This is a genomic window from Pseudomonas sp. KU43P (genome assembly GCF_033095865.1).
Classification (GTDB): domain Bacteria; phylum Pseudomonadota; class Gammaproteobacteria; order Pseudomonadales; family Pseudomonadaceae; genus Aquipseudomonas.
This window is the reverse complement of the sequence record NZ_AP019365.1, coordinates 4,950,153-4,976,553: the sequence shown is the minus strand read 5'-3', so window position 1 is coordinate 4,976,553 and position 26,401 is coordinate 4,950,153. Positions and strand designations below refer to the sequence as shown.

Sequence of the window (26,401 nt, the reverse complement as noted above, 5' to 3'; positions counted from 1 at the left end):
AGGCAGGCCTGAAAAATAAATTTCAAAAGCGGATGAGGTAACAGGACGTGACATCCGTGTAATGAGTGGAAGTGCGATTCATTCGCAGTAATAACCCACTCACAGGTCAGCGTCCATGAAGTTCTCTTCGCGTTGCGTCCCTTTCTGGCTCGGTCTTGCTGCCTGCCCGGTCTTCGCCATCGCCCCCCTGGCGCTGGCTGCCGAGCAGGTGCAGGTGTATGCCTTCGCCCAGCCCAGCCAACCCCTGGCACAGGCACTCAACGCCTTCAGCCGCGCCAGCGGCCAGAGCGTGGTCTATACCCTCGAATTGCCCGCTGTGCAGGCCCCTGCCCTGCAGGGTTCGTTCAGCGCCGAACAGGCCCTGCAACAATTGCTGGGCAACGCCGGCCTGACCTGGCGCCGGGTCGATGCACGCACCCTGACCCTCGAGCCTGTGGACACGTCCGGCGCCCTCAATTTGCAAGCCACCACGGTGACCTCGCAGATGGACGCCTACAGTTACCAGCCGCCGGCCAGCGCTTCGATCATGCGCGGCCAGGGCCCGAACCAGGACATCCCGCAAGCCATCAACGTGGTCCCGGCCCAGGTGATCCGCGACCAGGCTCCGCGTAACCTGGACGACGCCCTGGCCAACGTCAGCGGCATTACCCAGGGCAACAACTTCGGTGGCACTTCCGACACTGTCATGAAGCGCGGCTTCGGCGACAACCGCGACGGCTCGATCATGCGCGACGGCATGCCGATCGTGCAGGGCCGCAGCCTCAACGCCAGCACCGAGCGGGTCGAAGTGCTCAAGGGCCCGGCCTCGCTGCTGTATGGCATCCAGGATCCAGGCGGGGTGATCAACGTGGTCAGCAAGCGCCCGCAATTGCAGCAGTACAACGCCCTGACCGTGCGTGGCTCCACCTACGGCAGCGGCAAGAACGGCAGTGGCGGTGGCTTCGACAGCACCGGCGCATTAGGTGACAACCCGTTGGCCTACCGCTTGATCGTCGATCACGAAGACGAAGACTACTGGCGCAACTTCGGTGTGCACCGCGAGTCGCTGGTGGCGCCGTCGCTGGCCTGGCTCGGCGAAGACACCCAGGTGGTGCTGGCCTACGAGCACCGCGAGTTCCTGTACCCGTTCGACCGCGGCACTGCCTTTGGCAGCAATGGTCACCCACTGGACATCCCGGCAACACGGCGCCTGGACGAGCCCTTCAACGACATGGAGGGGCGCTCCGACCTCTACCGCCTGGAGGTCGACCATCAACTGGCCGATGACTGGAAGTTGCACTTCGGCTACAGCTTCAACCGCGAGACCTACGATGCCAGCCAGGTTAGAGTGACCGGTGTGAACGAGGCCAAAGGCACGCTCACGCGCAGCATCGACGGCACGCACAACGCCATGAGCCGCGACCAGTTCGCCACCCTGAGCCTCAACGGCAACGTGCAACTGGCTGGCATGCAGCATGACCTGCTGTTCGGCATCGACCACGAAGATCGCAAGATCTTTCGTGGCGACCTGATCCGCCAGAGTGCGCGGTCCACCTTCAGCTACGCGCATCCGATCTACGGCCAGGAAGTGGAAGGCAGCACGGTGCGCGCGAGTGACAGCGACCAGACCGACAAGCTGCGCACCGATGCGCTGTTCGTGCAGGACGCGCTGCACCTGGACGAGCACTGGATTCTGGTAGCCGGCGCCCGTTACCAGCAATATGACCAATACGCCGGCCGCGGCCGCCCGTTCAAGGCCAACACCGACGCCAGCGGCCAGGCCTGGGTGCCGCACGCGGGCCTCGTCTACAAAGTCGATGATCAGCTGTCGTTCTATGGCAGCTACAGCGAGTCGTTCAAACCCAATTCCAGCATCGCGCCGCTGACCGGTGGCGTGGTGCTGGATTCCTCGATTGCGCCGGAAGAGGGCAAGTCGTGGGAGCTGGGCGCCAAACTGGACATGCCGGGCAGCCTGACCGGTACCTTGGCCTTGTTCGACATCACCAAGCAGAACGTGCTGGTCGCCAACTTCGACAGCGGAACGGGCGAGACGGCGTACAGCAATGCCGGCGAAGTCAGTTCGCGCGGGGTCGAACTCGACCTGACCGGGCAGCTCAGCGAGCGCTGGAGCCTGATCGGCAGTTATGCCTATACCGATGCCAAGGTGACCAAGGACCCGGACCTGGAAGGCAACCGCTTGCAGAATGTGGCTCGGCATACCGGGTCGCTGTCGGCGGTGTATGACTTCGGCAGCCTGTTCGGCGGCGATCGCCTGCGTTTTGGTGCCGGGGCGCGGTATGTCGGTGAGCGGCCGGGCAACTCGACCAATACCTTCGACCTGCCCAGCTATACCGTGGCGGATGCGTTCGCGACGTACGAGACCAAGCTGGACGAGCACAATGTGCGCTTGCAGTTGAACGTGAAGAACCTGTTCGACAAGGTGTACTACAGCTCGGCGGTGAACCAGTATTTCGTCGCCATCGGTGATGCGCGGCAGGTGAGCCTTTCGAGCACCTTCGAGTTCTGAGATTTCTTGAGCTTTGCCGGCTTCATCGAAGCCGCTCCTGCAAAGGGATCACGGGGCCGTTGTAGGAGCGGCTTTAGCCGCGAATGGCCCCACGGTACTCCCCAGGCGTTGCCCCGAGCGCCTGCCGGAAGCGATTGCTGAAATGGCTGGCACTGGCAAATCCACACATCAGTGCCACCTGACCCAGGGGCAACTCGCCCAGACGCAGCAGCTGGCAAGCCCGGTGCAGCCGCCGAGCCAGCAGGTACTGATGTGGCGGCAAGCCGAAGCTTGCGCGGAACATCCGCGCGAAATGGTATTCGGAGAGGTTGCAGCGCACTGCCAGCTCGCCCAGGGTGACGGGCTGATCGAGGTGTGCCTCGATATACTCGATAAGTTGCCGGCGCTGGCTGGGCGCCAACCCGCCTTTCAGGCGCAAACCCTGGCGTAGCCCCACCTGGCTGAGCACTGCGTGGTCGACTATCTCGTGCGCCAGGCTGCTGGCAAGCAAGCGCTCACCGGGCTCATCCCAATCCAGCTTTATCAACTGACGAAAGCGCAACGACTGCTCGGCGTCGTCGACAAAGGTCGCCTCTTGCAGCTGCAATTCCCGCGGCTCGCGGTCGAGCAGGCGCACGCAGCCAAGGGCGAACTGCGCCTCGCTGATGTACAGGTGGGCCAGGCGGATGGAGCCGTTGACCACCCAGTTCGACTCCTGGCCAGCCGGCATGATGCACAGTTTGTTCGGCGCGCCCTTGTCCGCCGGGCGCTGGCGGCGGTGGGTGCCGGTGCCATCGGCGATGTAGCAGGACAGCGTGTGGTGGCTCGGCGCCTGGTAGTCACGGGCATCATCGCGGTTGTTCCACAGCGCCGCCGCCAGGCCATCGCCCAGGTGCGCGCTGTGCTCCAGCCGGGCGTGGGGCGAGGCGTGCATGGCGTTGAACACTTGCAACTGGCTGAGCGGGGTCATGGGCGATTCCTCCGCTGCCATCGTACTGCGGCTGGGCCCGGGTGGCAGCAGCTACTGCGAGAAAACCGCAAGAATGTGCAAGCGCGAGACGGCTGCCGGGGGAAGACTGGTGGCTCTGGCGAGGGCTGCGCCCTCGATCGCCGGCAAGCCGGCTCCTACAGGACTGTGGGAGCCGGCTTGCCGGCGATGGGCCGCAAGGCGGCCCCGTGGTCGAACACCTTAGGAGCTCCACCCATGAACCTGTCCCTGTACCTGCTCACCGTCCTGATCTGGGGTACCACCTGGATCGCCCTGAAACTGCAACTGGGCGTGGTCGCCATTCCGGTGTCGATCGTCTACCGCTTCGCCCTGGCCGGCCTGATCCTGTTCGCCATGCTCCTGCTCACTCGGCGCCTGCAGCCGATGGACCGCCGCGGCCACCTGATCTGCCTGGCCCAGGGCTTCTGCCTGTTCTGCGTCAACTTCATGTGCTTCCTCACGGCCAGCCAGTGGATCGCCAGCGGTCTGATCGCCGTGGTGTTCTCCACCGCCACGTTGTGGAATGCGCTGAATGCACGTGTGTTCTTCGGCCAGAAGATCGCCAGCAACGTACTCGGCGGCGGAGCGCTCGGCCTGCTGGGCCTGGGCCTGCTGTTCTGGCCGGAGCTGTCACACCATGCAGCCAGCCGCGAAACCCTCTTCGGTCTGGGCTTGGCGCTGCTCGGCACGCTGTGTTTCTCGGCTGGCAACATGCTCTCGAGCATGCAGCAGAAGGCAGGGCTAAAGCCGATGACCACCAATGCCTGGGGCATGGTCTATGGCGCGGCAATGCTTGCCGGGTATTGCCTGGTCAGTGGCGTTCCATTCGCCATGGAGTGGAACACGCGGTACATCGGCTCGCTGCTGTACCTGGTCATCCCGGGTTCGGTGATCGGCTTTACTGCGTACCTGACCCTGGTCGGGCGCATGGGCCCGGAGCGGGCGGCCTATTGCACGGTGCTGTTCCCGCTGGTGGCGTTGAATGTGTCCGCGTTTGCCGAGGGGTATCAGTGGACGGCGCCAGCGTTGCTCGGGCTGGTGGCGGTGATGGCGGGGAATGTGCTGGTGTTTCGCAAGCCCAAAGGCAGGGTGGGGGGGATGGCAGTGGTAGCTGAATAGTATTCGTTTTGCCTGCCCTGGCCCTATCGCGGATAAATCCGCTCCTACACATCGAACCTGTAGGAGCGGATTTATCCGCGATAGGGCCAGTACAGCCCGTAGAGAACTGTCAGCCCTTCCACACCTGCGGGTTCACCAGGTCCCGCGGCCGCTCGCCCAGCAGTGCCGCACGTAGGTTTTCCATTGCCCGGTTGGCCATGGCCTCGCGGGTTTCGGCAGTGGCCGAGCCGATGTGCGGCAAGGTCAGCGCATTGGGCAGCGTGAACAGCGGCGATTCGCTCAGCGGTTCCTTCTCGTACACATCCAGGCCGGCCCCGCGAATCGTGCCGTTCTGCAGCGCCTCGACCAGCGCCGCCTCGTCGACCACCGGGCCACGGGCAATGTTGATCAGGAAGGCACTCGGCTTCATCAGCTTCAGCTCACGCGCGCCGATCAGCTTGCGCGTCGCGTCCGACAGCGGCACCACGATGCAGACGAAGTCGGCTTCGGCCAGCAGTTGTTCGAGGCTGCGGTACTGTGCGCCCAGTTCTTGCTCCAGCGCCGGCTTGCGGCTGTTGCCGGCATACAGGATCGGCATGTTGAAACCAAAACGGCCACGGCGGGCGATGGCCGCGCCGATGTTGCCCAGGCCGACGATACCCAGGGTCTTGCCATGCACATCGGTGCCGAAGTGGGCTGGGCCGACGGTGGCCTGCCACTGGCCGGCCTTGGTCCAGGCGTCCAGCTCCGCGGTGCGGCGAGCGCAACCCATGATCAGCGAGAAGCCCAGGTCGGCGGTGCTTTCGGTGAGCACATCCGGGGTGTTGGTGAGGGCGATACCGCGCTCGTTGAAGTAGTCGAGGTCGTAGTTGTCGTAGCCTACCGAGACACTGGACACCACTTCCAGCTTGGCCGCCCCTTCGAGCTGCGCACGGCCGAGCTTGCGGCCAACACCGATCAGGCCATGGGCTTGGGGCAGGGCTTCGTTGAACTGGGCATTGATGTCGCCGAGTTTCGGGTTCGGCAGGATCACGTTGAAGTCTTGCTGCAGGCGCTCGGCCATGGCCGGGGTGATACGGCTGAAGGCCAGGACGGTCTTTTTCATCGGCTACTTCTCTGCAAGGCGGTGGGTTGGTGTGATTGCTTAGCAACCTACCATTGTCCACCACCGCAATGCAGCAGCTTTTTCAGTTGGCGATCAGCAGCTCGTGGGTTTTCAGGTCGGCCTCGTGCGCTGCAAGTATTTCCGGCAACGAATTGCGCAGGTACTCGACCCAGGTCTTGATCTTGGCATCCAGGTACTGGCGTGAGGGGTAGATGGCATACAGGTTCAGCTCCTGCAGGCGATAGTCCGGCATCACCCGCACCAGGCTGCCATCACGCAGCCCGTCGATCGCCGAATAGATCGGCAGCACGCCCATGCCCATGCCGCTGCGAATCGCGGTTTTCATCGCGTCGGCCGAGTTGACCTGGAACGGCGAGGTGGTGATGTTGACCAGTTCCTGGCCCTCAGGCCCATCGAACAGCCACTTTTCCAGCGGAATCACCGGGCTGACCATGCGCAGGCATGAATGCTGGAGCAGGTCGATCGGCTTGTTCGCGAAACCGTGCCGGGCCACGTATTCCGGTGATGCGCAGACGATGCTGTAAGTGATGCCCAGGCGCTGCGAAACGAAGCCTGAGTCCGGCAGCTCGGTGGCCAGCACGATGGATACGTCGTACCCCTCATCGAGCAGGTCGGGCACGCGGTTGGCCATGGTCAGGTCGAACGTCACGTCCGGGTGCGACTCACGGTAACGAGCGATGGCATCGACCACGAAATGCTGGCCGACCCCGGTCATCGAATGCACCTTCAACTGCCCGGCAGGCCGGGCGTGGGCGTCACTGGCCTCGGCTTCAGCTTCTTCCACGTAGGTAAGAATCTGTTCGCAGCGCATCAGGTAACGCTTGCCAGCCTCGGTCAGGGCGATACGCCGGGTGGTGCGGTTGAGCAGCCGGGTTTGCAGATGGGCTTCCAGGTTGGAGACCGCCCGCGACACGTTCGCGGTGGTCGTATCCAGTTGCGCCGCGGCGGCCGTGAAGCTACCGAGCTGGGCAACGCAACTGAAAGCACGCATGTTTTGCAGGGTGTCCATGGGTCACTCTCAAGATAGAGGACAAAATTGTGTCACGAAGTTACTTCAAAAGAACGAAAAGTTGCCTTCGACCAAAGCCGGATTATCGCTGTTTCGGTAACAAAGATTCGCAGGAATCTGCGCTTATCGCCAGTGCGGCGGCCCCCTAGAATTGCCCGGCCCCTCCACACTCTTCCTCGGGAAATCGCAGCTGTGCCGCGTCGCATCATCAGAACGCTTCAGGCGTTCAGTGCCTGTGCCCTTAGCCTTACCTTGAGCGGCTGTATCGGAACCTGGGGCATCGCCCCGCATGACAAGACGCTGCCAGCCAATACCTTGACTACCGACGCGGCCATCCGTGAAGCCGCAACAGACGCCCATTGGCCCGATCAGCGGTGGTGGCACGCGTATGGCGACCCGCAGCTCGATCGCTGGCTCGCCCTGGCCGTGGCCGGTAGCCCGAGCCTGGCCATGGCCGCAGCGCGGGTGCGTGAGGCCAAGGCCATGGCCGGCGTCGTCGAGTCGGCGGAAAAACTGCAGGTCAATGGCCAGGCAAGCCTCAAACGCCACAACTGGCCAGAAGACCAGTTCTATGGCCCTGGCGCGTTGTCGGGCGCCAATACCTGGGACAACAACGCTGCCATCGGCTTCAGCTACGCCCTCGACCTCTGGGGCCGCGAGCGCAACGCCAGCGAACAGGCCGTGGACCAGGCGCACATGAGCGTGGCCGAGGCCCGCCAGGCGCAGCTTGAGTTGCAGAACAACGTGGTGCGGGCCTATATCCAGCTAAGCCTGCACTTTGCCCAGCGCGATATCGTCAAGGCCGAGCTTGAGCAGCAAGAACAGATCGTGGCACTGGCCAAGCGCCGCCTCGACGGCGGCATCGGTACCCACTTCGAAGTCAGCCAGGCCGAAGCGCCGCTGCCCGAGACCCATCGCCAGCTCGACAGCCTCGACGAAGAAATCGCCCTGACCCGCAACCAGCTCGCCGCACTGGCGGGCAAGGGGCCGGGGGAGGGCGCGCAGATCCAGCGCCCGACCCTGACCCTCGGCGCCCCGCTGAAGCTGCCGTCAGCCCTGCCGGCCGAGCTGGTCGGTCAGCGCCCTGACGTGGTTGCCAGCCGCTGGCAGGTAGCCGCCCAGGCCCGTGGGATAGAGGTTGCCCACGCCGGGTTCTTCCCCAACGTCGACCTGGTCGGCAGCCTCGGCTTCATGGCCACTGGCGGCGGCCCGCTGGAATTCCTCACCGGGCGCAAGTTCAATTACAACGTCGGCCCGGCCATCAGCCTGCCAATCTTCGACGGCGGCCGCCTGCGTTCGCAGTTGGGCGTGGCCTCGGCGGGCTACGACATCGCAGTGGCGCGCTACAACCAGACCGTGATCGGTGCACTGAAGAACATTTCCGACCAGTTGATCCGCCGCGAGTCGATGAAGGAGCAGTCGCACTTCGCCGCCGAGTCGGTGGCGGCTGCACAAAAGACCTACGACATCGCCACGGTCGCCTTCCAGCGTGGCCTGACCGACTACCTCAACGTGCTCAACGCGCAGACTTTGCTGTTCCGCCAGCAGCAGATTCAGCAACAGGTGCAGGCCGCCCGCCTGATGGCCCATGCCGAGCTGGTCACCGCCCTGGGCGGGGGCTTGCAGGCTGGCGAGGACGTGCCTGACGAAGACCGTCAGGACGCGCCGAAAACCCCGGCCACCCTGGCCGTCTTCGACCACAAGGCAGGCCACGCTGAATGAGCACATCGAGCCTGCCCCTGCGCTGGCTGCACAGCCTGGAGTGGCGCCGGGGCTTCTTTGCCTGGGCGCGCACCGATGGGGTGACCTGGGTCTACATCTTCAAAGTCCTGGCCGCCGCGTTCATCACTCTGTGGCTGGCCATGCGCCTGGAGTTGCCGCAGCCACGCACGGCGATGATCACCGTGTTCATCGTCATGCAGCCGCAGAGCGGCCATGTGTTCGCCAAGAGCTTCTACCGGGTGCTGGGCACTTTGGCCGGCTCGGCGATGATGGTGGCGCTGATCGCCCTCTTCCCGCAGAACACCGAGCTGTTCCTGCCCAGCCTGGCCTTGTGGGTCGGCCTGTGCTCGGCCGGCGCCATGCGCTATCGCACCTTCCGCGCCTACGGCTTCGTGCTGGCCGGCTACACCGCGGCGATGATCGGCCTGCCGGTGCTGCAACACCCCGACCAGGCGTTCATGGCGGCGGTGTGGCGGGTGCTGGAGATCGCCCTGGGGATCCTCGTGTCGACCTTCGTCAGCGCCGCGATCTTGCCGCAATCGGCCAGTGCGGCCATGCGCAACGCCTTGTACCAGCGCTTTGGTGTGTTCGCCGGGGTGGTGGTCGAAGCCCTGCGTGGTGACAGCCAGCGTGACCGCTTCGAGACCAGCAACGTGCGCTTCGTTGCCGAGGCAGTGGGCCTCGAAAGCCTGCGCAATGTCACCGCCTTCGAAGACCCGCACATGCGCCGGCGCAGCGGGCGGTTGGTGCGCATGAACAGCGAGTTCATGGCCATCACCACTCGTTTCAACGCCTTGCACCGGTTGCTCGAACGCCTGCGCGCCCGTGGCCCGTTGCAGATCGTCGGTGCCATCGAGCCGGGCCTCAATACCCTGATCGAGCTGCTGCAACCCTATGTTGGCAGGGCCTTGACCGACGCCGACGCGTTGCGCCTGACGCTGGAGCTGGCCGCCTACAAGGAGGGCCTGCAAGCCCAGGTGCGCAGCCTGCGCAACGAGTACCTGCAGACCAACCCCAGCGAGTCCGACCTGCTGGATTTTCACACCGCCTTCGAGCTGCTGTACCGCTTCGTCGACGAGATGTTCAGCTACGCCGAAACCCACGCCTCGCTGGCTGCGCACAAGCACGAACGCGAACAGTGGGACGAGCCCTATGTGGCGCAGACCAGCTGGCTGGTGTCGCTTGCCGCGGGCGTGCGGGCGTCGGCGGTGCTGTTGCTGCTGGGCAGTTACTGGCTGATCAGCGACTGGCCAAGCGGCGCCATGATGACCCTGATCGCCACCGTCACCGTGGGCCTCTCGGCGGCGTCGCCGAACCCCAAGCGCATGTCGTTCCAGATGGCCTGCGGCACGGCGATCGGCGCCTTCGTCGGATTCTTCGAAACCTTCTTCGTGTTCCCCTGGATCGACGGCTTCCCGCTGCTGTGCATGGTGCTGGCGCCGGTGTTCGTGCTCGGTGCGTTCCTCGCCTCGCGCCCGGCCTATGCCGGCTATGGCCTGGGCCTGCTGGTGTTCTTCGCGATCGGTTCGGTGCCCAACAACCTGACGGTCTACGACCCCTACAGCTTCATCAACGACTACATCGGCATGGTCATCGGCATGTTCGTCTGCGCTGCGGCCGGGGCGATCATCCTGCCGCCCAACAGCCGCTGGTTGTGGAGCCGCCTGGAGCAGGAGCTGCGCGAGCAGGTGCTGTTCGCCATCAGCGGGCGCCTGCGCGGCCTGGGCTCGGCCTTCGAAAGCCGCACCCGCGACCTACTGCACCAGGCCTATGGCCTGGCGGCCGGCAAGCCCAAGGTGCAGAGCGAGCTGATGGGCTGGATGTTCACCGTGCTGGAGGTCGGCCACGCCATCATCGAACTGCGCAAGGAGCAGGCCCGCGCTCCGGTGCACCCGGCCTACGCCGAATCGCAGCCATGGCGCCAGGCGATTCGCGTCATGGGCCGGGCCCTGGCGCGGTTGTTCCTGCAACCTAGCGCGAGCAACCACGAGCGCGCACTGGTGGCGGTGGACCACGCCATCAGCCGCGTGCAGGCCACCGACGAGCCTTTCGCCCGGCACTTCGACACCTCGGTGCTACGCCGTGCGCAGAGCTACTTGCACTTCATCCGATCTTCCCTGCTCGACCCACAGTCGCCGTTGGCACCGGCGAAAGGACTGCACGATGCTCCGTGAAATGCCCCGTGAAATCGCCTTCCATGGCGTCTACATGCCCACCATGACCCTGATGTTCCTGTTTGCCCTGGGCCTGGCCTGGGGCCTGGACCGGTTCATCGCCAGCCATGATGGCTACCGTTTCTTCTGGCACCCGGCGCTGCTGCGCCTGTCCCTGTTCGTCTGCCTGTTCGGCGCCCTGGCGCTGTCGCTCTACTGGTGAGAATCCTTCGATGAAAAAGTTCTTCAGCCTGATCGCCACCCTGCTGGTGCTGACCGCTGCCGTGGTGATCGGTCGCCAGTTGTGGCTGCATTACATGACCACGCCATGGACCCGCGATGGCCGCGTGCGCGCCGACATCATCAACGTTGCCGCCGATGTACCCGGCTACGTGGTGGACGTACCGGTCAAAGACAACCAGCGGGTGAAGAAGGGCGACCTGCTGATCCAGATCGACCCGGAGCACTACCAGCTGGCGGTCGACCAGGCCAAGGCGATGGTCGCCTCACGCAAGGCCACCTGGGAGATGCGCAAGGTCAACGCCAAACGCCGCGCCGACATGGACAACCTGGTCATCTCCAAGGAAAACCGTGACGACGCCAGCAACATCGCCAACTCCGCCCTGGCCGACTACCAGCACGCCCAGGCCGAACTGGCGGCGGCCGAACTGAACCTAAAGCGCACGCACATTGTTGCCGCGGTGGACGGTTACGTCACCAACCTGAACATCCACAAGGGTGACTATGCACGCACCGGCGAGGCGGTGATGGCGGTTGTCGACGAGAATTCGTTCTGGGTGTACGGGTTCTTCGAGGAAACCAAGCTGCCGCATGTGAAGGTGGGCGACACCGCCGAACTGCAGATGATGAGCGGCGAGCGCATCAAGGGCCATGTGGAGAGCATCGCGCGCGGCATCTATGACCGCGACAACCCGCAGAGTCGCGAGCTGATTGCCGATGTGAACCCGACCTTCAACTGGGTGCGGCTGGCACAGCGGGTGCCGGTGCGGATTCACATCGATGAAGTGCCGCAGGGGTACCTGCTGGCAGCGGGGACGACCTGTACAGTAGTGGTGAAGCCGAGCGAGGGGTGAGAGGCTCGTCACGACATTTGTAGCGGGCATGAGATCGAGCGCCGCCCGTGCGGCGCATCGCGGATGAATCCGCTCCTACATTTGTTGCAACGTGCCACGGTCTGTCAGGCCAGGGTTGCCTGCCTTTGGCGCCCGACAAAATATCGAGTCGCGCCCTGTAGGAGCGGATTCATCCGCGCAGCGGCGCCCGATTCCTACGCCGCCCCCACCAGAACCGGCACCTGCACCCGATCAATCACCTTCGCGCTGATCGAAGGATCCAGCAACCGTCCCAGGCGTGACAGATGCCGGTGGCCCATGATGATCAGCTCGCAGCTCAGTTCCTGTGCCTTGCCGACAATCACCTCGACCGGCTGCCCGGCGACCATGCAGCCCTGGCTGGCAAAGCCGGCCTGCCGCAGCGACGCAACGGCCTCGGCCACGGCTCCCTCGCCCAGGCGCTGTTCCTCGCAGGCAGCGGGGTATTCCTCCAGTTCTTCGGCAGTGTAGGGCGCGGGTTCATCGTGCACGGCGAAGGTCGAGTCGATGGCCAGCAGCACGTGAAGTTCGTGCTCGCCGGGGCGGCAGTAGCGCTGGGCGAGGGCGAGCAGGGTGCTGGCGGCGGGGGAGGCGTCGATGGCGATCAGGACGGGGCTGGGCATGGGGGATCCTTGTTGAAGCGGGATGATCTGTTGCCTGTACCGGCCCTATCGCCGGCAAGCCGGCTCCCTCAGGGATTTGTGGGAGCCGGCTTGCCGGCGATAGGGCCGGTACAGCCACTGAATCCCTTATGGCTCATCCGGCGATCCAGATAAATGCCCCACCACGCACGAGCGCATTGCGTCTGGTGCAATCCACCGAGCTGGTAACATCACCCATCCCACACCCGCCACGGAAAACGGCCATGCAACTCCCGGACATGAACCTGCTCGTCGCCCTCGACGCCCTGCTCGACGAAGGCAGTGTGGTCGGCGCTGCACAGCGCATGAACCTGAGCCCGGCGGCCATGAGCCGAACCCTGGGGCGTATCCGCGATGCGCTGGGCGATCCGATCCTGGTGCGCGCCGGCCGTGGCCTGGTGCCGACGCCTCGGGCGCTGGCCTTGCGCGAGCAGGTGGCGGCACTGGTGGAGCAGGCAGGCGAGGTGTTTCGCAGTGCCGATGAAGTCGACCTGCCCAAACTCGACCGCGCTTTCAACATCCGCACCAACGACCTGTTCATCGCTTTGTATGGCGCCCAGTTGCTGCGGCGCATGCACGAGCAGGCGCCACGCACCGTATTGCGCTTCGTGCCGGAGAGCCCTGGCGGTGATGACGACAGCGTGCTGCGCGATGGCCGCACCGACCTGATCATCAGCTCGACCGTCGACCTGGGGCCGGAAATCAAGGTCCAGAGCTTGTTCCAGACCTACTACGTGGGCCTGGCACGGCGCGACCACCCGATCTTCGACCAACCGATCACCCCGCACAGCTTCGCCCGTTATCCACAGATCAGCGTGTCCCGCCGTGGGCGCGCCAACGGGCCGATCGATGTCGAACTCGCCAACTTCAAGGCCCCTCGGCGGGTGGCATTGATTACCCCGAGTTTTCACTCGGCACTGTTCTCGCTGCCGGATTCGGACCTGATCCTGCCCATGCCGGCGAACATCCTCAATAGTGTGCACAAGCTCGGCCTGCCGCTGCGCTCGTTCGAGATACCGGTGCCGCTGGAGCGGGTGACGGTGCTGCAGGCGTGGCACCCCCGCTTTCACAACGACCCTGCGCATCGCTGGTTGCGGCAGACCTTGAAGGCGTGTTGCAGCGTCGATCCTTGATGGCCTGTGAGGGCCCTATCGCCGGCAAGCCGGCTCCCACAGGTACCGTGTGCGCACACACCCTGTGGAAGCCGGCTTGCCGGCGATAGGGCCCTCAATGCCGGATTGCGTCTGACGCAACTTAAAACTACCGAGAAGTCAGTTTTCGTCAGCATTCGACCTTCTTAGACTTGCTCCAGTCGCAAATTTGTTGCTGGAGATGTCCGCCCATGAGTTCACTGACCGACCCCTCTGCCGCGATCGCCGCCGCTCCTGCGCCGGCTGCGCCTGTGCAGACGGCGTTCGGCCTGCGGGTGGTGGTCGGGCTGTTCGGTGTGTTGCTGGCAGTGCTTTGTGCCGGCCTGAACGAGTCGGTCACCAAGATTTCCCTGGCCGATATCCGCGGCGCCATGGGCATCGGCGCCGACGAAGGCGCCTGGCTGCTGGCGGCGTACAGCGCCGCCTCGGTCTCGGCCATGGCTTTCGCACCGTGGTTGGCCACCACGTTCTCCCTGCGCCGCTTCACCCTGAGCGCAGTGGGCGTGTTCGCCGTGCTCGGCTTGCTGCAGCCGTTCGCGCCCAACCTGCACAGCCTGATGCTGCTGCGCGTTCTCCAGGGTTTCGCTTCGGGCGCCTTGCCGCCGATGTTGATGAGCGTGGCGCTGCGCTTCCTGCCGCCGGGCATCAAGGTTTATGGCCTGGCCTGCTATGCCCTCACGGCCACTTTCGGCCCCAACCTCGGCACGCCACTGGCTGGGCTGTGGTCCGAGTACGTCGGCTGGCAGTGGGCGTTCTGGCAGATCATCCTGCCGTCGGCGCTGGCCATGTTCTGCGTGAGCTGGGGCTTGCCACAGGATCCACTGCGCCTGGAGCGCTTCAGGCAGTTCGACTGGCGCGGGGTGCTGCTCGGCTTGCCGGCCATCAGCTGCATCGTCCTCGGCCTGTCGCTGGGTGACCGCTGGGGCTGGTTCGACTCGGCGCTGATCTGCTGGCTGCTGGGTGGGGGGACGTTGTTGCTGGTGCTGTTCATGTACAACGAATGGTCCGAGCCGCTGCCGTTCTTCCAGTTGCGCATGCTGCAGCGGCGCAACCTGAGCTTCGCCCTGGTGACCCTGGCCGGCGTGCTGGTCGTGCTGTCCGGTGTGGGCAGCATCCCGTCGGCCTACCTGGCACAAATCCAGGGCTATCGCCCGGCGCAGACCAGCCCGCTGATGATGCTGGTGGCCATGCCGCAACTGATTGCCCTGCCGCTGACGGCGGCGCTGTGCAACATCCGTGCAGTGGACTGCCGCTGGGTGCTGGCCACTGGGCTGGCGATGCTGGCGGTGTCGTGCGTGGGCAGCAGCCTGCTGACCTCCGAGTGGATCCGCGGTGATTTCTACCCGTTCTACCTGCTGCAGGTGTTCGGCCAACCGATGGCTGTGCTGCCGCTGCTGATGCTCTCCACCAATGGCATGACCCCGCAGGAAGGCCCTTTCGCTTCGAGCTGGTTCAACACCGTCAAGGGCCTGGCCGCCGTGATCGCCGGTGGCCTGCTGGATGCCCTGGGCACCCTGCGCCGGCATTTCCATTCCAACCACCTGGTGGACAGCCTGGGCAATGCCCCGTTGATCGACGACCGCGCCGCAGGCCTGGCCAAGCGTATTCACGAGCAGGCGCTGGTGCTGACCTCGGCCGACCTGTACCTGGTCATGGCCTGCATCGCCGTGGCGCTGATCTGCCTGATTCCTTTCGTGCCTACCCGGGTCTACCCGCCGCGCGCGGTGGCCTGATCCCGGATGAATTCGAGACCGCTGAAAATGACCAACAACCGTAAGACAATCGTGATCGGCTCGGTACTGGCCGTGGCCGTGCTGGCCGGGCTCGTCGGCCCCTGGATATTTGGCAGCGACCACCGGCAGAGCACCAACGATGCCTACGTGATCGCCGACTACACCGTTGTGGCGCCGAAGGTCGCAGGCTTCATCAAAGAGGTGCTGGTCGAGGACAACCAGCAGGTGCAGGCTGGCCAGCTGCTGGCGACCATCGATGCCCGTGACTACCAGGCCGCCCTGGATGCCGCACAGGCCCAGTTGCTGGTGGCCAAGGCGCAAAGCGCCGACGCCCGGGCCACCCTGGAGCGCCAGGCTTCGCTGATCGCCCAGGCCGAGGCCGCGGTAAAGGCCGCACAGGCCGAAACGGCTTTTGCCGACCATGAGGTCAACCGCTACAGCCGCCTGGCCGAGCAAGGTGCCGGCACCGTGCAGAACGCCCAGCAGGCGCGCAGCCGGGTCGACCAGGCCCGTGCACGGCTGGCCAATACCCAGGCGGCGCGGGTGGCGACACGCAAGCAGGTGGACATTCTCACGGCCCAGGTGGCCAGTGCCGACGGCCAGTTGAAACGTGCCGAGGCGGGCCTTGAAAAGGCCCAGCTTGACCTGTCTTACACCCGCATCACTGCACCGGTCGACGGCATGGTGGGCGAGCGCGCGCTGCGCGTCGGCGCTTTCGTCAACCCGGGGGCGCGCCTGCTGTCGGTGGTGCCGCTGCAGCACGCTTACGTGGTCGGCAACTTCCAGGAAACCCAGCTCACCCATGTGCAGCCGGGCCAGCCAGTGAGTATCAGCGTCGATACCTTCTCCGGTGAAACCCTCAAGGGCCATGTCGAAAGCATCGCCCCGGCCACCGGCGTGACCTTCGCGGCGGTGAAGCCGGACAACGCCACCGGCAACTTCACCAAGGTGGTGCAGCGTATACCGGTGAAGATCGTCTTCGATGACGGCCAGCCACTGCTCGAACGCCTGCGCGTGGGCATGTCGGTCGAAGCGACCATCGATACCCACGGCGACACGCTCGCCGGCAAAGAGGTGAGCGCCCGATGAAACCCGCAGTACGCTTCAGCCCGTTGATGCTGGCCGTGCTGTTGGCCGGCTGCACCCTAGGCCCGGACTTCCAGCGCCCGGACAGCCAGGCGCCGCAGCAATGGGCAGCGCTGCAAGGCGAAGCTGCAGCGAGCCGGCCTCTGGCCGAACCGCTGGAGCTTCGTTGGTGGGAAACTTTCCACGATGCCCGTTTGAGCGCGCTTATCCAGCGCGTCGCCGAGCGCAACCTCGACCTGCAGATGGCCAGTGCCCGCCTGCTGCAGAGCCGTGCTCTGCGCAGCACCGTGGCGGCCGACGAAACGCCTTCGGTGGACGCCAACGTCGGCTACAGCCGCGCCCGCAACAGCGCCGAAGGCCTGAGCGACCCGTCCGGCCATGCTGGTAAATCGGCCTTCAACCTTTGGCAGGGCGACCTGGTCGCGGGTTGGGAGCTGGACGTGTGGGGCCGTGTGCGGCGCCAGGTGGAAGCTGCCGATGCCAGCGTGCAAGTGGCCGAGAACGACCGCCGTGGCGTGCTGCTGGCGCTGCTCTCGGAAACGGCCGGCAACTACATCCAGTTGCGCGCCGTGCAGCACACCCTGGAGGTGAACCGCGACAACCTGAAGGTTGCCCAGCACAGCTTGAAGTTGTCCGAAGACCGCCAGGCCGAAGGGGTTGCCACCCGCCTGGATGTGGCCCAGGCCAGCGCCCAGGTGGCTTCCATCGAAGCGCGCCTGCCGAGCCTCGAAGCCAAACGTGACGATCTGATCAACGCGCTCAGCCTGCTGGCTGCCGAGCCGCCGCGCAGTCTGCAGGCAGAGTTGCTGGAAAGCGGTGAATTGCCCGCACCACAGCAGCGTTTCGCCATTGGCCTGCCGTCCGAACTGGCCGAACGCCGTCCAGACATTCGCCAGGCCGAAGCACGCCTGCATGCCGCCACGGCCAGCATCGGTGTGGCCAAGGCGGACTTCTACCCCAGTATCCGTCTGTCGGGCAGCGTCGGCTTCCAGGCCATGCAGCTTTCTGACTTCGGTGCCTGGGATTCGCGCCGCTTCGCCTTCGGCCCGCAGCTGTCATTGCCGATCTTCGAGGGTGGACGGCTGACCGGCACTCTGCAACTGCGCGAGGCGCAACAGCAGGAAGCGGCGCTGAACTACCGCAAGGTGGTGCTCGGCGCCTGGCATGAAATCGACGATGTGCTACGCCTGTACAACGCCAGCCAGTTGCGTCGTGACCACCTGGCCGAAGCCGTGCGGCAGAACCGCATCGCCTTGGAGACGGCCCAGCGCCAGTACGTTGAGGGGGCGGTGGACTTTCTCAACGTGCTGACTGTGCAAGGGGCGTTGCTGGCCAGCCAAGAGCAGTGGATCGACAGTTCGGCCGCGGTGTCGCAAGCGCTGGTGGGGCTGTACAAGGCGCTGGGCGGTGGATGGCAGGCTTTTGATGAGCCGCCTGCCAAGAACGTGTGATTTTGGCGGCGGCTGCGCCGCCCCCGGGCATTCTTCCAGAACAGCGAGGAGGCACACATGCATATTTCCTTGAACGGCAAGAGGGCCATCGTCAGCGGCTCAACCGCTGGCATCGGCTTGGCCATCGTCATGGGGTTGGCCGAGGCCGGTGCCGAAGTGGTAGTCAACGGCCGCACCCAGGCACGTGTCGACGAAGCCCTGAAAACGATACGCCAGCGCTTGCCCCAAGCGCGCATCATCGGCATCGCCGCAGACCTCAGCACTGCAGAGGGCGCGCAGACCCTGTTCGACCAGGTGCCGCACACCGACATCCTGGTCAACAACCTGGGTATCTTCGAGCCCAAGCCGTTCTTCGAGATCGAGGATGCCGACTGGCTGCGCTTCTTTGACGTCAATGTGCTCAGCGCCGTGCGCCTGTCGCGGCACTACGCCCAGGGCATGGCTGAGCGGAACTGGGGGCGGGTGATCTTCCTGTCCAGTGAGTCGGGGCTGCAGATTCCTACCGAGATGGTGCACTACGGCATGAGCAAGACGGCGCTGCTGGCGGTGTCCCGAGGTTTGGCGGAAACGCTGGCGGGGACCGGCGTGACGGTGAATTCGGTGTTGCCTGGGCCTACGCGTTCGGAAGGGGTGGGCGACTTCTTTGCCAAGCTGGCGCAGGAGCAGGGCGTCAGTACCGATGAGCTGGAAGCCAACTTCGTCGCCGAGCACCGGCCGAGCTCGCTGATCAAGCGGTTGGCGACGGTGGAAGAGGTGGCCAGCATGGTGGTGTACCTGGCTTCGATGCAGGCCAGTGCGACCACAGGGGCGGCGTTGCGGGTGGATGGTGGGGTGGTGCGGTCCATCGCCTGATTTCTGGGGGGCTGTAGCGGCCCTATCGCCGGCAAGCCGGCTCCCACAGGGGATGTGGTGAGCCTTCAGGCATGCACCAGATCCCTTGTGGGAGCCGGCTTGCCGGCGAGAGGGCCGCTACAGGCAATCAGAAACTCAGAGCGGCCGCAAAAGCCCAAACCGCTTGCGCAACGCCCAATCCAGCAACCGCCGAGGCAGCAGCCGATCCATCAAGGGCAACGCGGTACTGCCGTTGCCCAACCGCACCACCGCCGGCACGGGCGACTTGCCAACCGCCGTCAGCACGCCTTTGGCAAACTCCGCCGCCGAGGTCGGCTTGTCCTGCGAAGCCCGCGCTCGTGCCTGCACGTGTTCACGCAACGGCCACCACGGTGAATCCGCCGCCAGCACCTGCTCGGCCTGGCGCTGGGCATTGCTGGCGAACTGCGAGGCGATCGCCCCCGGCTGCACTTCCATCACCTGCACCCCGAACGGCGCCAGCTCAAGGCGCAGGGCGTCGCTCAGCGCATGCACGGCGGCTTTCGACGCGCAGTAGGCGCCGGCGAACGGAGTGACCAGCACGCCGGAAACACTGCCGATGTTCACCACCAGCCCGCGTGATCGGCGTAGCAGCGGGAACAGTGCGCGGGTAACGCCGACCACGGCGAAGACGTTGGTTTCGAACTGTTGGCGCATGGCGTCCACGCCGCCGTCGAGCAGCGGCCCCATGGCACCGTAGCCGGCATTGTTGATCAGGATATCGAGGGTTTGAAGCTCTTCGGCCAGGCGGGTCAGGGCCGCGTTGTCGTTCACATCCAGTTGCCGGGCGGTGAAGCCTGCTGCGCTGAGTCGCTCGACATCGTCGGGCTTGCGGGCGGTGGCCCAGACTTCATGGCCGGCATCGCGGAAGGCGTCGGCCAGGGCGCGGCCAATGCCGCTGGAACAACCGGTGATCAGGACGGTGGGCATGATTGAGGCCTGTCAGTCAGGAGAGATTGGTGTTGGCTGCACAGGCCTCTTCGCCGGCAAGCCGGCTCCCACAGGTTTCGAGGGCCTGTGCATCAATTGGCGACTGTACCTTGCAGGTGCTCGGCACGGAATTCCAGGGTCTGCGGTCGGTAGCCAGCACGTAATGGCGGCATCGGCAGACAGTCTTTCCATTCCACCCCCGGCTGCAGGTCCCCCGGCCCGCGATAGCGCGGTGCATTGTAGGAATTCTCGGCCAGGTTCACGGTATCACCCGGCGCATACGCCGCCACGCGCCAGCGCAGTTCGCTCAGTGGCGCCTTGTTGCCGTTCTTCATGCGCACCTGCAGGGTACGGTCGGCAGGACACTGATCAGGGGCGTAGGCCAGGCGAAGGTCCAGCCGGGCCAATTGCGAGGCTTCACGGCTGTCTTGCCAGACCACCATCAACGCCACCAGGCCAAGGCCACAGACAGCGGCCAGCGAGATTGGCAGGGCCTTGGCCGGGTAGCGCAAAAGCAATACCAGCCAGGTGAGGATGAGAAAGGCACCGATGATCATGGCGCGGGCAGACCTTGGTTGTGCGGGTCTGACCATCGTAGCGCCAAATTGCGGTGGCCTCAAAAGCGGGGTTGGGCGTTGCGGCCCTATCGCCGGCAAGCCGGCTCCCACAGGTACACCACCGTTCTCAAGGTTGTGCAATCTCTGTGGGAGCCGGCTTGCCGGCGATGGGGCCGCAACGCGGCCCCAAGGTCCTGCTTACTGCGCGATGGTCTTCACCGAGACCCCACGCTCGACCGGCGTCGAAGTGCGCCCGTAGACATCCTCGAAGCGTTCGATGTCATCCTCGCCCAGGTAGCTCCCGGACTGCACTTCGATGATCTCCAGTGGGATCTTGCCCGGGTTGCGCAGGCGGTGGATCGAGGCGATCGGGATGTAGGTCGACTGGTTCTCGGTGAGCAGGAACACGTTCTCGTCACAGGTCACCTCGGCGGTGCCGGATACCACGATCCAGTGCTCGGCACGGTGGTGGTGCATCTGCAGCGAGAGGCTGGCGCCGGGCTTGACGGTGATGTGTTTGACCTGGAAGCGGCCGCCCATGTCCACCGAGTCATACGAGCCCCACGGGCGATACACTTCCAAGTGGTTCTGGGTTTCGCTACGGCCTTGTTCGTCGAGGGTCTTGACCATCTGCTTGACGCCCTGGACCTTGTCCTTGTGGGCAATCATCATCGCGTCCTTGGTCTCGACCACGACGATGTTCTCGAGGCCGATCACCGACACCAGCTTGCCGTTGCCATGGATCATGCAGTTGCGGCTGTCCTGCACCACCACATCGCCCTTGGTGACGTTGCCGTCGGCGTCCTTGTCGTGCACTTCCCACAACGAAGACCAGCAACCCACGTCGCTCCAGCCAGCCGACATCGGCACCACGCAGGCGCGTTGGGTCTTCTCCATCACCGCGTAATCGATGGAGTTGTCCGGGCAGCAGGCGAAGGTGGCTTCGTCGATGCTCAGCACATCGCCGTCTTCAGCGCTGCGCTCCAGGGCCAGTACGCAGGTGTCGTAGATATCGGCGTCGTGCTTTTTCAGTTCTTCGAGGAAGCGGCTGGCGCGGAACAGGAACATGCCGCTGTTCCAGAAGTAGCCGCCGTTGGCGACGAATTCGGCGGCGCGTTTCTCGTCAGGTTTCTCGACGAACTGCGCGACCCGCGCCACGCCTTCGGGCAGCAGGGCATCCTGGCTGGAGCGGATGTAGCCGTAGCCGGTTTCAGGTTTGGTGGCCGGCACGCCGAACAGCACCATCTCACCGCGTTCGGCGGCCACGGTGGCCAGGGCCAGCGCACGCTGCAGGGCCTTCTGGTCGTCGATCACGTGGTCGGCGGGCAGCACCAGCATCAGGTCGTCACGGCCTTCGTTGACCAGTTTCATGGCGGCCATGGCCACGGCCGGCGCGGTGTTGCGGCCGAAGGGCTCCATCAGGATGGCCTGGGTCTCGAGTTTCAGGCTGGACAACTGCTCCTGGACGATGAACTTGTGGTCCTTGTTGCACACCACGATGGGTGCGTCCATGCCTTCGAACACCAGGCGCTCGAGGGTCTGCTGGAACAGGGTGTGCTCACCGGTCAGGGCGAGGAACTGCTTGGGGAACTGTTTGCGCGACAGAGGCCACAGACGGGAACCGCTACCACCAGAAAGAATTACCGGGATCATCATGTTTCTCCAATAAGGTCGTTAATGAGGCAGGGGATCAGTTAGTGGACACTGGGCGAGTGACCCAGACCGGCGACAGGCTGCTGCCCGAACCGGTGACGTACAGCACGGCAGCTTCGCCGCGCTCCAGGGCGACCGGTTTGAGGTCGCTGACTTTCTTATTGCCTTCGAACAGGGCCAGGTTGACCTTGACCGGGTTGATCTCACGTTCGCCACGGCCCTTGGCCGCCACCGACTGCACCACTTCGGTCTTGCCGTCGGCGGTTTTCAGGGTCAGGGCCTGGTCGCTGAGGTTCTGCACGCGTACCAGCGCTTTCTGCTTGTTCTTGAACGGTGGCTCTTCGATCAGTTGCGGATTGCCGCCATTGTTGTTGACCAGGGTGTAGTACTTGTCGGCAGCCAGCTTGACCGGGACGCTCTTGCCACCGACCTGGGCGGTGTAGTCACCGCCTGGCAAGAAGCTGAAGTCGCTGCTGGCCTGGGCGCCAACCTGCTTGATCTGGGTGTTGCCGACGCTGGCGGCCGCGGGGGCGCTGGCGGCGTTGTACAGGCGCACGAAGGTCGAGCCTTTCGGCGCGGTCGGGCCGTACAGCGCAGCGTCGGCGCCAGCGAAGGCCTGCATGGAAGCGAGAGACAGGCCTGCCGCGAGGGTGAGGGCTTTGGCAATGGAAGTCTTGGTAGTCATGTGCGTGTTCCTCTCTATCTATCAGTGGTCCGTCCGGGTGGACGACAAGGCCAGGTTTTCTTCGGATTTACGGGAGTTCTTCAGTTGCGCGATCCACTGCGGATCGAAGCTGCTGAGGTCGTTCTTCATTGGCAGATAACGTTCGGGGAATTCCCACACCACCACTTGTGGCGCGGCGTTCTTGAAGGCATCGCTCTGCAGGTACTTGAGCATCGGCAGGAGCGGACCGTGGCCGTCTTCGGCATAGTTGGCGACGTCGCTGTGCAGGGCCTGCTGCAGCGCGCCGAGGAAGTTCCAGTGCGGGTTGGCGCTGTAGCTGGTACCCACCAGGGCGACCGGGATCTGGCTCTCGGCGAACAGGGCGTCGCCGGCGTCACCTTCGGCCTCGGCCGGGCGGGTAGTGCGTTGCTGCAGGTTGTCCGGGCTCGGCAGCAGGTTGCTGAACAGCGGGTCGAGCGGCAGGAAGTTGGTCAGGTCGCCCTTGTAAGGTGCGGTGTTGCCAGCTTCGGTGATGAAGGTCTGCGGGTCGCCGTTGAGCAGGCTCTGGCGGTTGACCGCTTCGGCCAGCGCCTGGGCGGCCACTTCGGCACCCATCGGCGTCCAGTGGGTGTCGGTGCGCAGGAACACCTGGCCGCGGGCCTTGGCCTGCTCCATCGCTGCCTGCAGGTCCGGGGCGAACACGTTGGCCTGGCGTACCTGGGCATGGAACTGGTTGTACAGGTCGTCATGCAGGCTGGCCGGTTGTTCTTTGCCCACGTATTCCGAATAGATGCGCGCCTTGGCCGGCACGATCGCCAGCACCAACTGGCTGCCGTGCTGCTGCAAGGTGTCGCGCACGCCACGGATCAGCGCCAGGTTTTCCTGCATCAGTTGTTCGGCACCGGCCGTGGGCTTGAACTCTTCATCGCTGAACAGCCACTGGTCACGGCCCAGCACCACGCCGGGGCGGCCTTCGTTGAACAGCTTGAAGTCCAGCGCGGCCCAGAGGTTGGTGCCCAGGCGCTTGATCGGGAACTGGTCGTCGTAGTGGGTTTCGGCGGCCTTGGCCAGCTTGCCGTTGAGCAGGGTCATCTGCTCGGTGCGCTGGAAGCTTTGCAGGCCTCCGGTGGACCACACGCCCATGCCCACCAGCAGGCCGAGGAACGACAGGGAGTAAGTGATGCGTAATGTCCGGGTCATGGTCATCAACCTCAGAACTGGAAGTAGAGGAACGGCGAATAACTCTGCGCCGAAAGCTTGAGGATCGAGGCCACGAACAGCATCAGGATCAGGGCGCGGGACATCACCCGGGTCCAGTCCAGTCCGATCGAGCCGTCGGCGTTGACTTGCACCGGGGTGGCCTTGGCCGTCGGCTTGGCATTGCGGTAGAAGTCGCGCAGGCCGAAGAACGCCAGGGTCAGGTAGGCGATCACCAGCGTCGCTACCTGCAGCCCGGTGAGCTGGGCGCGGTTGAGCTCCGACAGCTGCCATTCGCCGAAGCTGAACATGGCGCCGTACATGCGGCCGGCCACGTGCAGGTTCTCGGCGCGGAAGATCACCCAGCCGACCACCACCAGCAGGAAGGTGAACGCCCACTTGACCGGGTTGAAGCGCTGCGGGTTGGTGTCGATGCCCAGCGCACGTTCGATGGCCAGCCACATGCCGTGCCAGGCGCCCCAGATGATGTAGGTGAAGTTGGCACCGTGCCACAGGCCGCCCAGAAGCATGGTCAGGAACAGGTTGCGGTAGGTGTTGAAGGTGCCTTTGCGGTTGCCGCCCAGGGTGATGTAGAGGTAGTCGCGCAGCCAGGTCGACAGGCTGATGTGCCAGCGGCGCCAGAACTCGGTGATCGACTGGCTGATGTACGGCTGCTTGAAGTTCTCCATGAAGCGGAAGCCCATCATCAGGCCCAGACCGATGGCCATGTCGCTGTAGCCGGAGAAGTCGAAGTACAACTGGGCGGTGTAGGCCAGCGCGCCGAGCCAGGCATCACCGGTGGTCGGGTTCTGCAGGGCGAAGCAGTGATCGGCGACCACTGCCAGGGTGTCGGCGATGAACACTTTCTTGATGAAGCCCTGCATGAAGCGGGTGCAGCCTTCGGAGAACTTGTCCAGGGTGTGGGTGCGGTTGTTGAACTGGTCGACCAGGTCCTTGAAACGCAGCACGGGGCCGGCGATCAGGTGCGGGAAGATCGCCACGAATGCGGCGAAGTCGATCAGGTTGCGGGTGGCCGGGGTGTCGCCGCGGTACACGTCGATGATGTAGCTGATGGACTCGAAGATATAGAACGAGATACCGATCGGCAGCAGCACGTGGGTGAGAATGAACGGCTCCAGGCCAAACGAGGTGATGATCGCGTTGAGGCTGTCGACGCCGAAGTTGGCGTACTTGAAGTAGCCCAGGATCGCCAGGTCGACGCCCACGCCAAGCAGCAGCCAGCGCTGGGCCGGCTTGGTGCGCACGCCGGCGGCGCCGACTTTCAGGCCGATCCAGTAGTTCCACAGGGTCACGCCGGCGAACAGGGCGAGGAAGTCCACCCGCCACCAGGCGTAGAAGATGTAGCTGGCGACCAGCAGCAACAGGTTGCGATAGCGTTGCCCGCTCAGGTAGTACAGGCCGAGAAAGATCGGCAAGAACAGGAACAGGAACACGTTGGACGAGAAGACCATCCCGGTTCTCCTAAGTTGTTCACAGCATCCAGGGCAAAGCGCCCCCCAAACCCCCCACGCATGCGTGGCGGGCTACCTAGATTCCTGTGGGAGCTGGCTTGCCGGCGATGCAAGGCGCCAGCCTTGCCCAGCGGTACTCAGGGGCCGCTTTGCGGCCCATCGCCGGCAAGCCGGCTCCCACAGGGTTTTGCGTTACTTCTTGGTATCCGCACTCGGGTCGTAGACCCGAGTCAGGTTGCCGCCCAGCCTGAAGCTGTCGAACGGCTGCATCCCGTGCTTGCGCTCGAGCGTGTCGCCGACGCACTGGTACAGCGCGCACCACGGCTCGAGCCAGGCGTACTTGCTGTCGATCTTCAGGTCTTTCATGTCCTGTTTTTCACCGGCGCGTTCAGCGAAGTGGCGTGGGTCGCGGGCGCCGGCCAGCACGCCTTCGCCCAGGCGCTGCAGGGCGAAGTTGTTTTCGCTGCGCAGGTCCACGCCATTGGCCTTGGCGAAACTGGCGATCATCGCCAGCGGCGGCAGGGCGTAGTTGTGGTAGGCCAGGGCGCGCTGCTTGCGTTTGACCTCGTTGGGCAAGAAGCCCTGGTCGTCGATCTGGTTGGCGCCGACCTTGTATTCCTTCACCGCCCAGTCGAACAGGTCGCGGCGGTCGGTGGCCACGGCGGTAGCCATCACCGACCAGGCCGCCCAGTAGCTGTGGTTGTTGATCTTCTCCAGCGGCAGGTTGCTCCAGTCGCGCACGGTCTGTTCGGCGAGGCGGCCGAACCACTTCTCGATCAGCTCTGCCTCGGCCTGGTGCGCGGCCAGCGGCTGCGAGTTGGAGAACTTCAGGCGCAGCCACGAACCGCTCATGCTGCCCAGCGCCCATTTGCGCATGGACTTGCCGGTGTGGTTGTAGTTGGTCGACATCAGCGCATCGGCGCGAGCCCAGGTACCCAGCCAGGTCAGGGCGCAGTCGAGCTGCGCCGGGCGGCCGTCGCGCATGTACTGGTTGACCATCTTGGCCACGCCACGCTCGAGGCTGGTGATGTCCTTGGTGGAGTCGCGGAAGGCCTGTTCCGAATCCAGGTTCAGGGTGGCCCGGGCCTTGTCCGAGCCTTCGTACTTGCTGCGAAACTGCAGCGCGCCGGTGAACGGCTTGGGCGCCGCTTCACAGCGGAAATTGCCATCGCGGGTCTTGAGCTTCTCGATGCCCTCGTAGTAACCCTGGGGGGGCACCAGCGCGGCATGCGCGGCACTGCCGAACAGCGCCAGGGCGAGCAGGGCAGGGCGGAAGGTTCGCTTGAATGCAGTCATGGTCGCC

At 64.6% G+C, this 26,401-nt stretch carries 22 protein-coding genes; 11 read left to right on the top strand and 11 right to left on the bottom strand.

Annotated elements, in window-relative coordinates:
• Nucleotides 1-115: 115 nt before the first annotated feature.
• The gene (locus KU43P_RS22740; protein ID WP_317659757.1) at nucleotides 116-2,506 is read left to right on the top strand and encodes a TonB-dependent siderophore receptor; all 2,391 of its coding nucleotides are present in this window, start codon (nucleotides 116-118) and stop codon (nucleotides 2,504-2,506) included.
• Between the two features lie 73 nt (nucleotides 2,507-2,579).
• Here the strand turns inward: KU43P_RS22740 and KU43P_RS22735 are convergent, their stop codons facing one another.
• Nucleotides 2,580-3,455, bottom strand: a complete 876-nt coding sequence (locus KU43P_RS22735) for a helix-turn-helix domain-containing protein (protein WP_317659756.1) — start codon at nucleotides 3,453-3,455, stop codon at nucleotides 2,580-2,582.
• Between the two features lie 234 nt (nucleotides 3,456-3,689).
• On the opposite strand from KU43P_RS22735, the gene KU43P_RS22730 reads away from it, so the two are divergent.
• Entirely contained in the window at nucleotides 3,690-4,592 is a 903-nt protein-coding gene (locus KU43P_RS22730) for a DMT family transporter (RefSeq protein ID WP_317659755.1), read from the top strand.
• 109 nt (nucleotides 4,593-4,701) lie between these two features.
• Here the strand turns inward: KU43P_RS22730 and KU43P_RS22725 are convergent, their stop codons facing one another.
• Together KU43P_RS22725 and KU43P_RS22720 are read right to left on the bottom strand one after the other, a co-directional pair.
• Nucleotides 4,702-5,676 (bottom strand): 2-hydroxyacid dehydrogenase, encoded by a 975-nt coding sequence (locus KU43P_RS22725; RefSeq protein WP_317659753.1) that lies wholly within the window; start codon nucleotides 5,674-5,676, stop codon nucleotides 4,702-4,704.
• Between the two features lie 82 nt (nucleotides 5,677-5,758).
• Nucleotides 5,759-6,706: a LysR family transcriptional regulator gene (locus KU43P_RS22720; RefSeq protein WP_317659752.1), complete on the bottom strand. Its 948-nt coding sequence runs from the start codon at nucleotides 6,704-6,706 to the stop codon at nucleotides 5,759-5,761.
• A 192-nt stretch (nucleotides 6,707-6,898) separates the two neighbouring features.
• On the opposite strand from KU43P_RS22720, the gene KU43P_RS22715 reads away from it, so the two are divergent.
• Genes KU43P_RS22715 through KU43P_RS22700 form a run of 4 tightly spaced genes read left to right on the top strand, consistent with a single transcriptional unit; the run spans nucleotide 6,899 to nucleotide 11,675 of the window.
• Nucleotides 6,899-8,428, top strand: coding sequence for an efflux transporter outer membrane subunit (locus KU43P_RS22715; RefSeq protein ID WP_317659751.1), 1,530 nt, complete (start codon nucleotides 6,899-6,901; stop codon nucleotides 8,426-8,428).
• On the top strand, nucleotides 8,425-10,602 hold the full coding sequence (locus KU43P_RS22710; RefSeq protein WP_317659750.1) for an FUSC family protein: 2,178 nt from the start codon (nucleotides 8,425-8,427) through the stop codon (nucleotides 10,600-10,602). The genes KU43P_RS22715 and KU43P_RS22710 overlap by 4 nt, the downstream gene beginning before the upstream one ends.
• A gap of 1 nt (nucleotide 10,603) precedes the next feature.
• Nucleotides 10,604-10,804, top strand: coding sequence for a DUF1656 domain-containing protein (locus KU43P_RS22705; RefSeq protein ID WP_008097766.1), 201 nt, complete (start codon nucleotides 10,604-10,606; stop codon nucleotides 10,802-10,804).
• A gap of 10 nt (nucleotides 10,805-10,814) precedes the next feature.
• A complete protein-coding gene (locus tag KU43P_RS22700; RefSeq protein ID WP_317659748.1) occupies nucleotides 10,815-11,675 on the top strand; it encodes an HlyD family secretion protein in 861 nt (286 codons plus the stop codon).
• Between the two features lie 194 nt (nucleotides 11,676-11,869).
• Here KU43P_RS22700 and KU43P_RS22695 read toward each other — a convergent pair whose 3' ends face one another.
• A complete protein-coding gene (locus tag KU43P_RS22695) occupies nucleotides 11,870-12,316 on the bottom strand; it encodes a universal stress protein (protein ID WP_317659747.1) in 447 nt (148 codons plus the stop codon).
• 242 nt (nucleotides 12,317-12,558) lie between these two features.
• On the opposite strand from KU43P_RS22695, the gene KU43P_RS22690 reads away from it, so the two are divergent.
• The 5 genes from KU43P_RS22690 to KU43P_RS22670 all read left to right on the top strand — a co-directional run bounded on the left by KU43P_RS22690 (nucleotide 12,559) and on the right by KU43P_RS22670 (nucleotide 18,607).
• Entirely contained in the window at nucleotides 12,559-13,467 is a 909-nt protein-coding gene (locus KU43P_RS22690) for a LysR family transcriptional regulator (protein ID WP_317659746.1), read from the top strand.
• Nucleotides 13,468-13,676: 209 nt separating this feature from the next.
• Complete coding sequence (locus KU43P_RS22685) at nucleotides 13,677-15,218, top strand: MFS transporter (RefSeq protein ID WP_317659745.1); 1,542 nt, start codon at nucleotides 13,677-13,679, stop codon at nucleotides 15,216-15,218.
• Nucleotides 15,219-15,245: 27 nt separating this feature from the next.
• Entirely contained in the window at nucleotides 15,246-16,307 is a 1,062-nt protein-coding gene (locus tag KU43P_RS22680) for an HlyD family secretion protein (protein ID WP_317659744.1), read from the top strand.
• Nucleotides 16,304-17,755, top strand: coding sequence for an efflux transporter outer membrane subunit (locus KU43P_RS22675; RefSeq protein ID WP_317659743.1), 1,452 nt, complete (start codon nucleotides 16,304-16,306; stop codon nucleotides 17,753-17,755). Before KU43P_RS22680 ends, KU43P_RS22675 begins: the two co-directional genes overlap by 4 nt.
• 57 nt (nucleotides 17,756-17,812) lie before the next feature.
• Nucleotides 17,813-18,607: an SDR family NAD(P)-dependent oxidoreductase gene (locus tag KU43P_RS22670; protein WP_317659741.1), complete on the top strand. Its 795-nt coding sequence runs from the start codon at nucleotides 17,813-17,815 to the stop codon at nucleotides 18,605-18,607.
• Nucleotides 18,608-18,742: 135 nt separating this feature from the next.
• Here KU43P_RS22670 and KU43P_RS22665 read toward each other — a convergent pair whose 3' ends face one another.
• The 7 genes from KU43P_RS22665 to KU43P_RS22635 all read right to left on the bottom strand — a co-directional run bounded on the left by KU43P_RS22665 (nucleotide 18,743) and on the right by KU43P_RS22635 (nucleotide 26,394).
• Nucleotides 18,743-19,555 (bottom strand): SDR family oxidoreductase, encoded by an 813-nt coding sequence (locus KU43P_RS22665; protein ID WP_317659739.1) that lies wholly within the window; start codon nucleotides 19,553-19,555, stop codon nucleotides 18,743-18,745.
• A 92-nt stretch (nucleotides 19,556-19,647) separates the two neighbouring features.
• The gene (locus KU43P_RS22660) at nucleotides 19,648-20,112 is read right to left on the bottom strand and encodes a multidrug transporter (protein WP_317659737.1); all 465 of its coding nucleotides are present in this window, start codon (nucleotides 20,110-20,112) and stop codon (nucleotides 19,648-19,650) included.
• Nucleotides 20,113-20,310: 198 nt separating this feature from the next.
• Nucleotides 20,311-21,765 (bottom strand): mannose-1-phosphate guanylyltransferase/mannose-6-phosphate isomerase, encoded by a 1,455-nt coding sequence (locus KU43P_RS22655; RefSeq protein WP_317659735.1) that lies wholly within the window; start codon nucleotides 21,763-21,765, stop codon nucleotides 20,311-20,313.
• Between the two features lie 37 nt (nucleotides 21,766-21,802).
• The gene (locus KU43P_RS22650) at nucleotides 21,803-22,450 is read right to left on the bottom strand and encodes an alginate O-acetyltransferase AlgF (RefSeq protein ID WP_317659734.1); all 648 of its coding nucleotides are present in this window, start codon (nucleotides 22,448-22,450) and stop codon (nucleotides 21,803-21,805) included.
• Between the two features lie 21 nt (nucleotides 22,451-22,471).
• Complete coding sequence (locus tag KU43P_RS22645) at nucleotides 22,472-23,629, bottom strand: alginate O-acetyltransferase (protein ID WP_317659733.1); 1,158 nt, start codon at nucleotides 23,627-23,629, stop codon at nucleotides 22,472-22,474.
• Nucleotides 23,630-23,640: 11 nt separating this feature from the next.
• Nucleotides 23,641-25,098, bottom strand: coding sequence for an MBOAT family O-acyltransferase (locus KU43P_RS22640; protein WP_317659732.1), 1,458 nt, complete (start codon nucleotides 25,096-25,098; stop codon nucleotides 23,641-23,643).
• Between the two features lie 192 nt (nucleotides 25,099-25,290).
• Nucleotides 25,291-26,394, bottom strand: coding sequence for a mannuronate-specific alginate lyase (locus tag KU43P_RS22635; protein ID WP_317659731.1), 1,104 nt, complete (start codon nucleotides 26,392-26,394; stop codon nucleotides 25,291-25,293).
• Nucleotides 26,395-26,401: the final 7 nt, after the last annotated feature.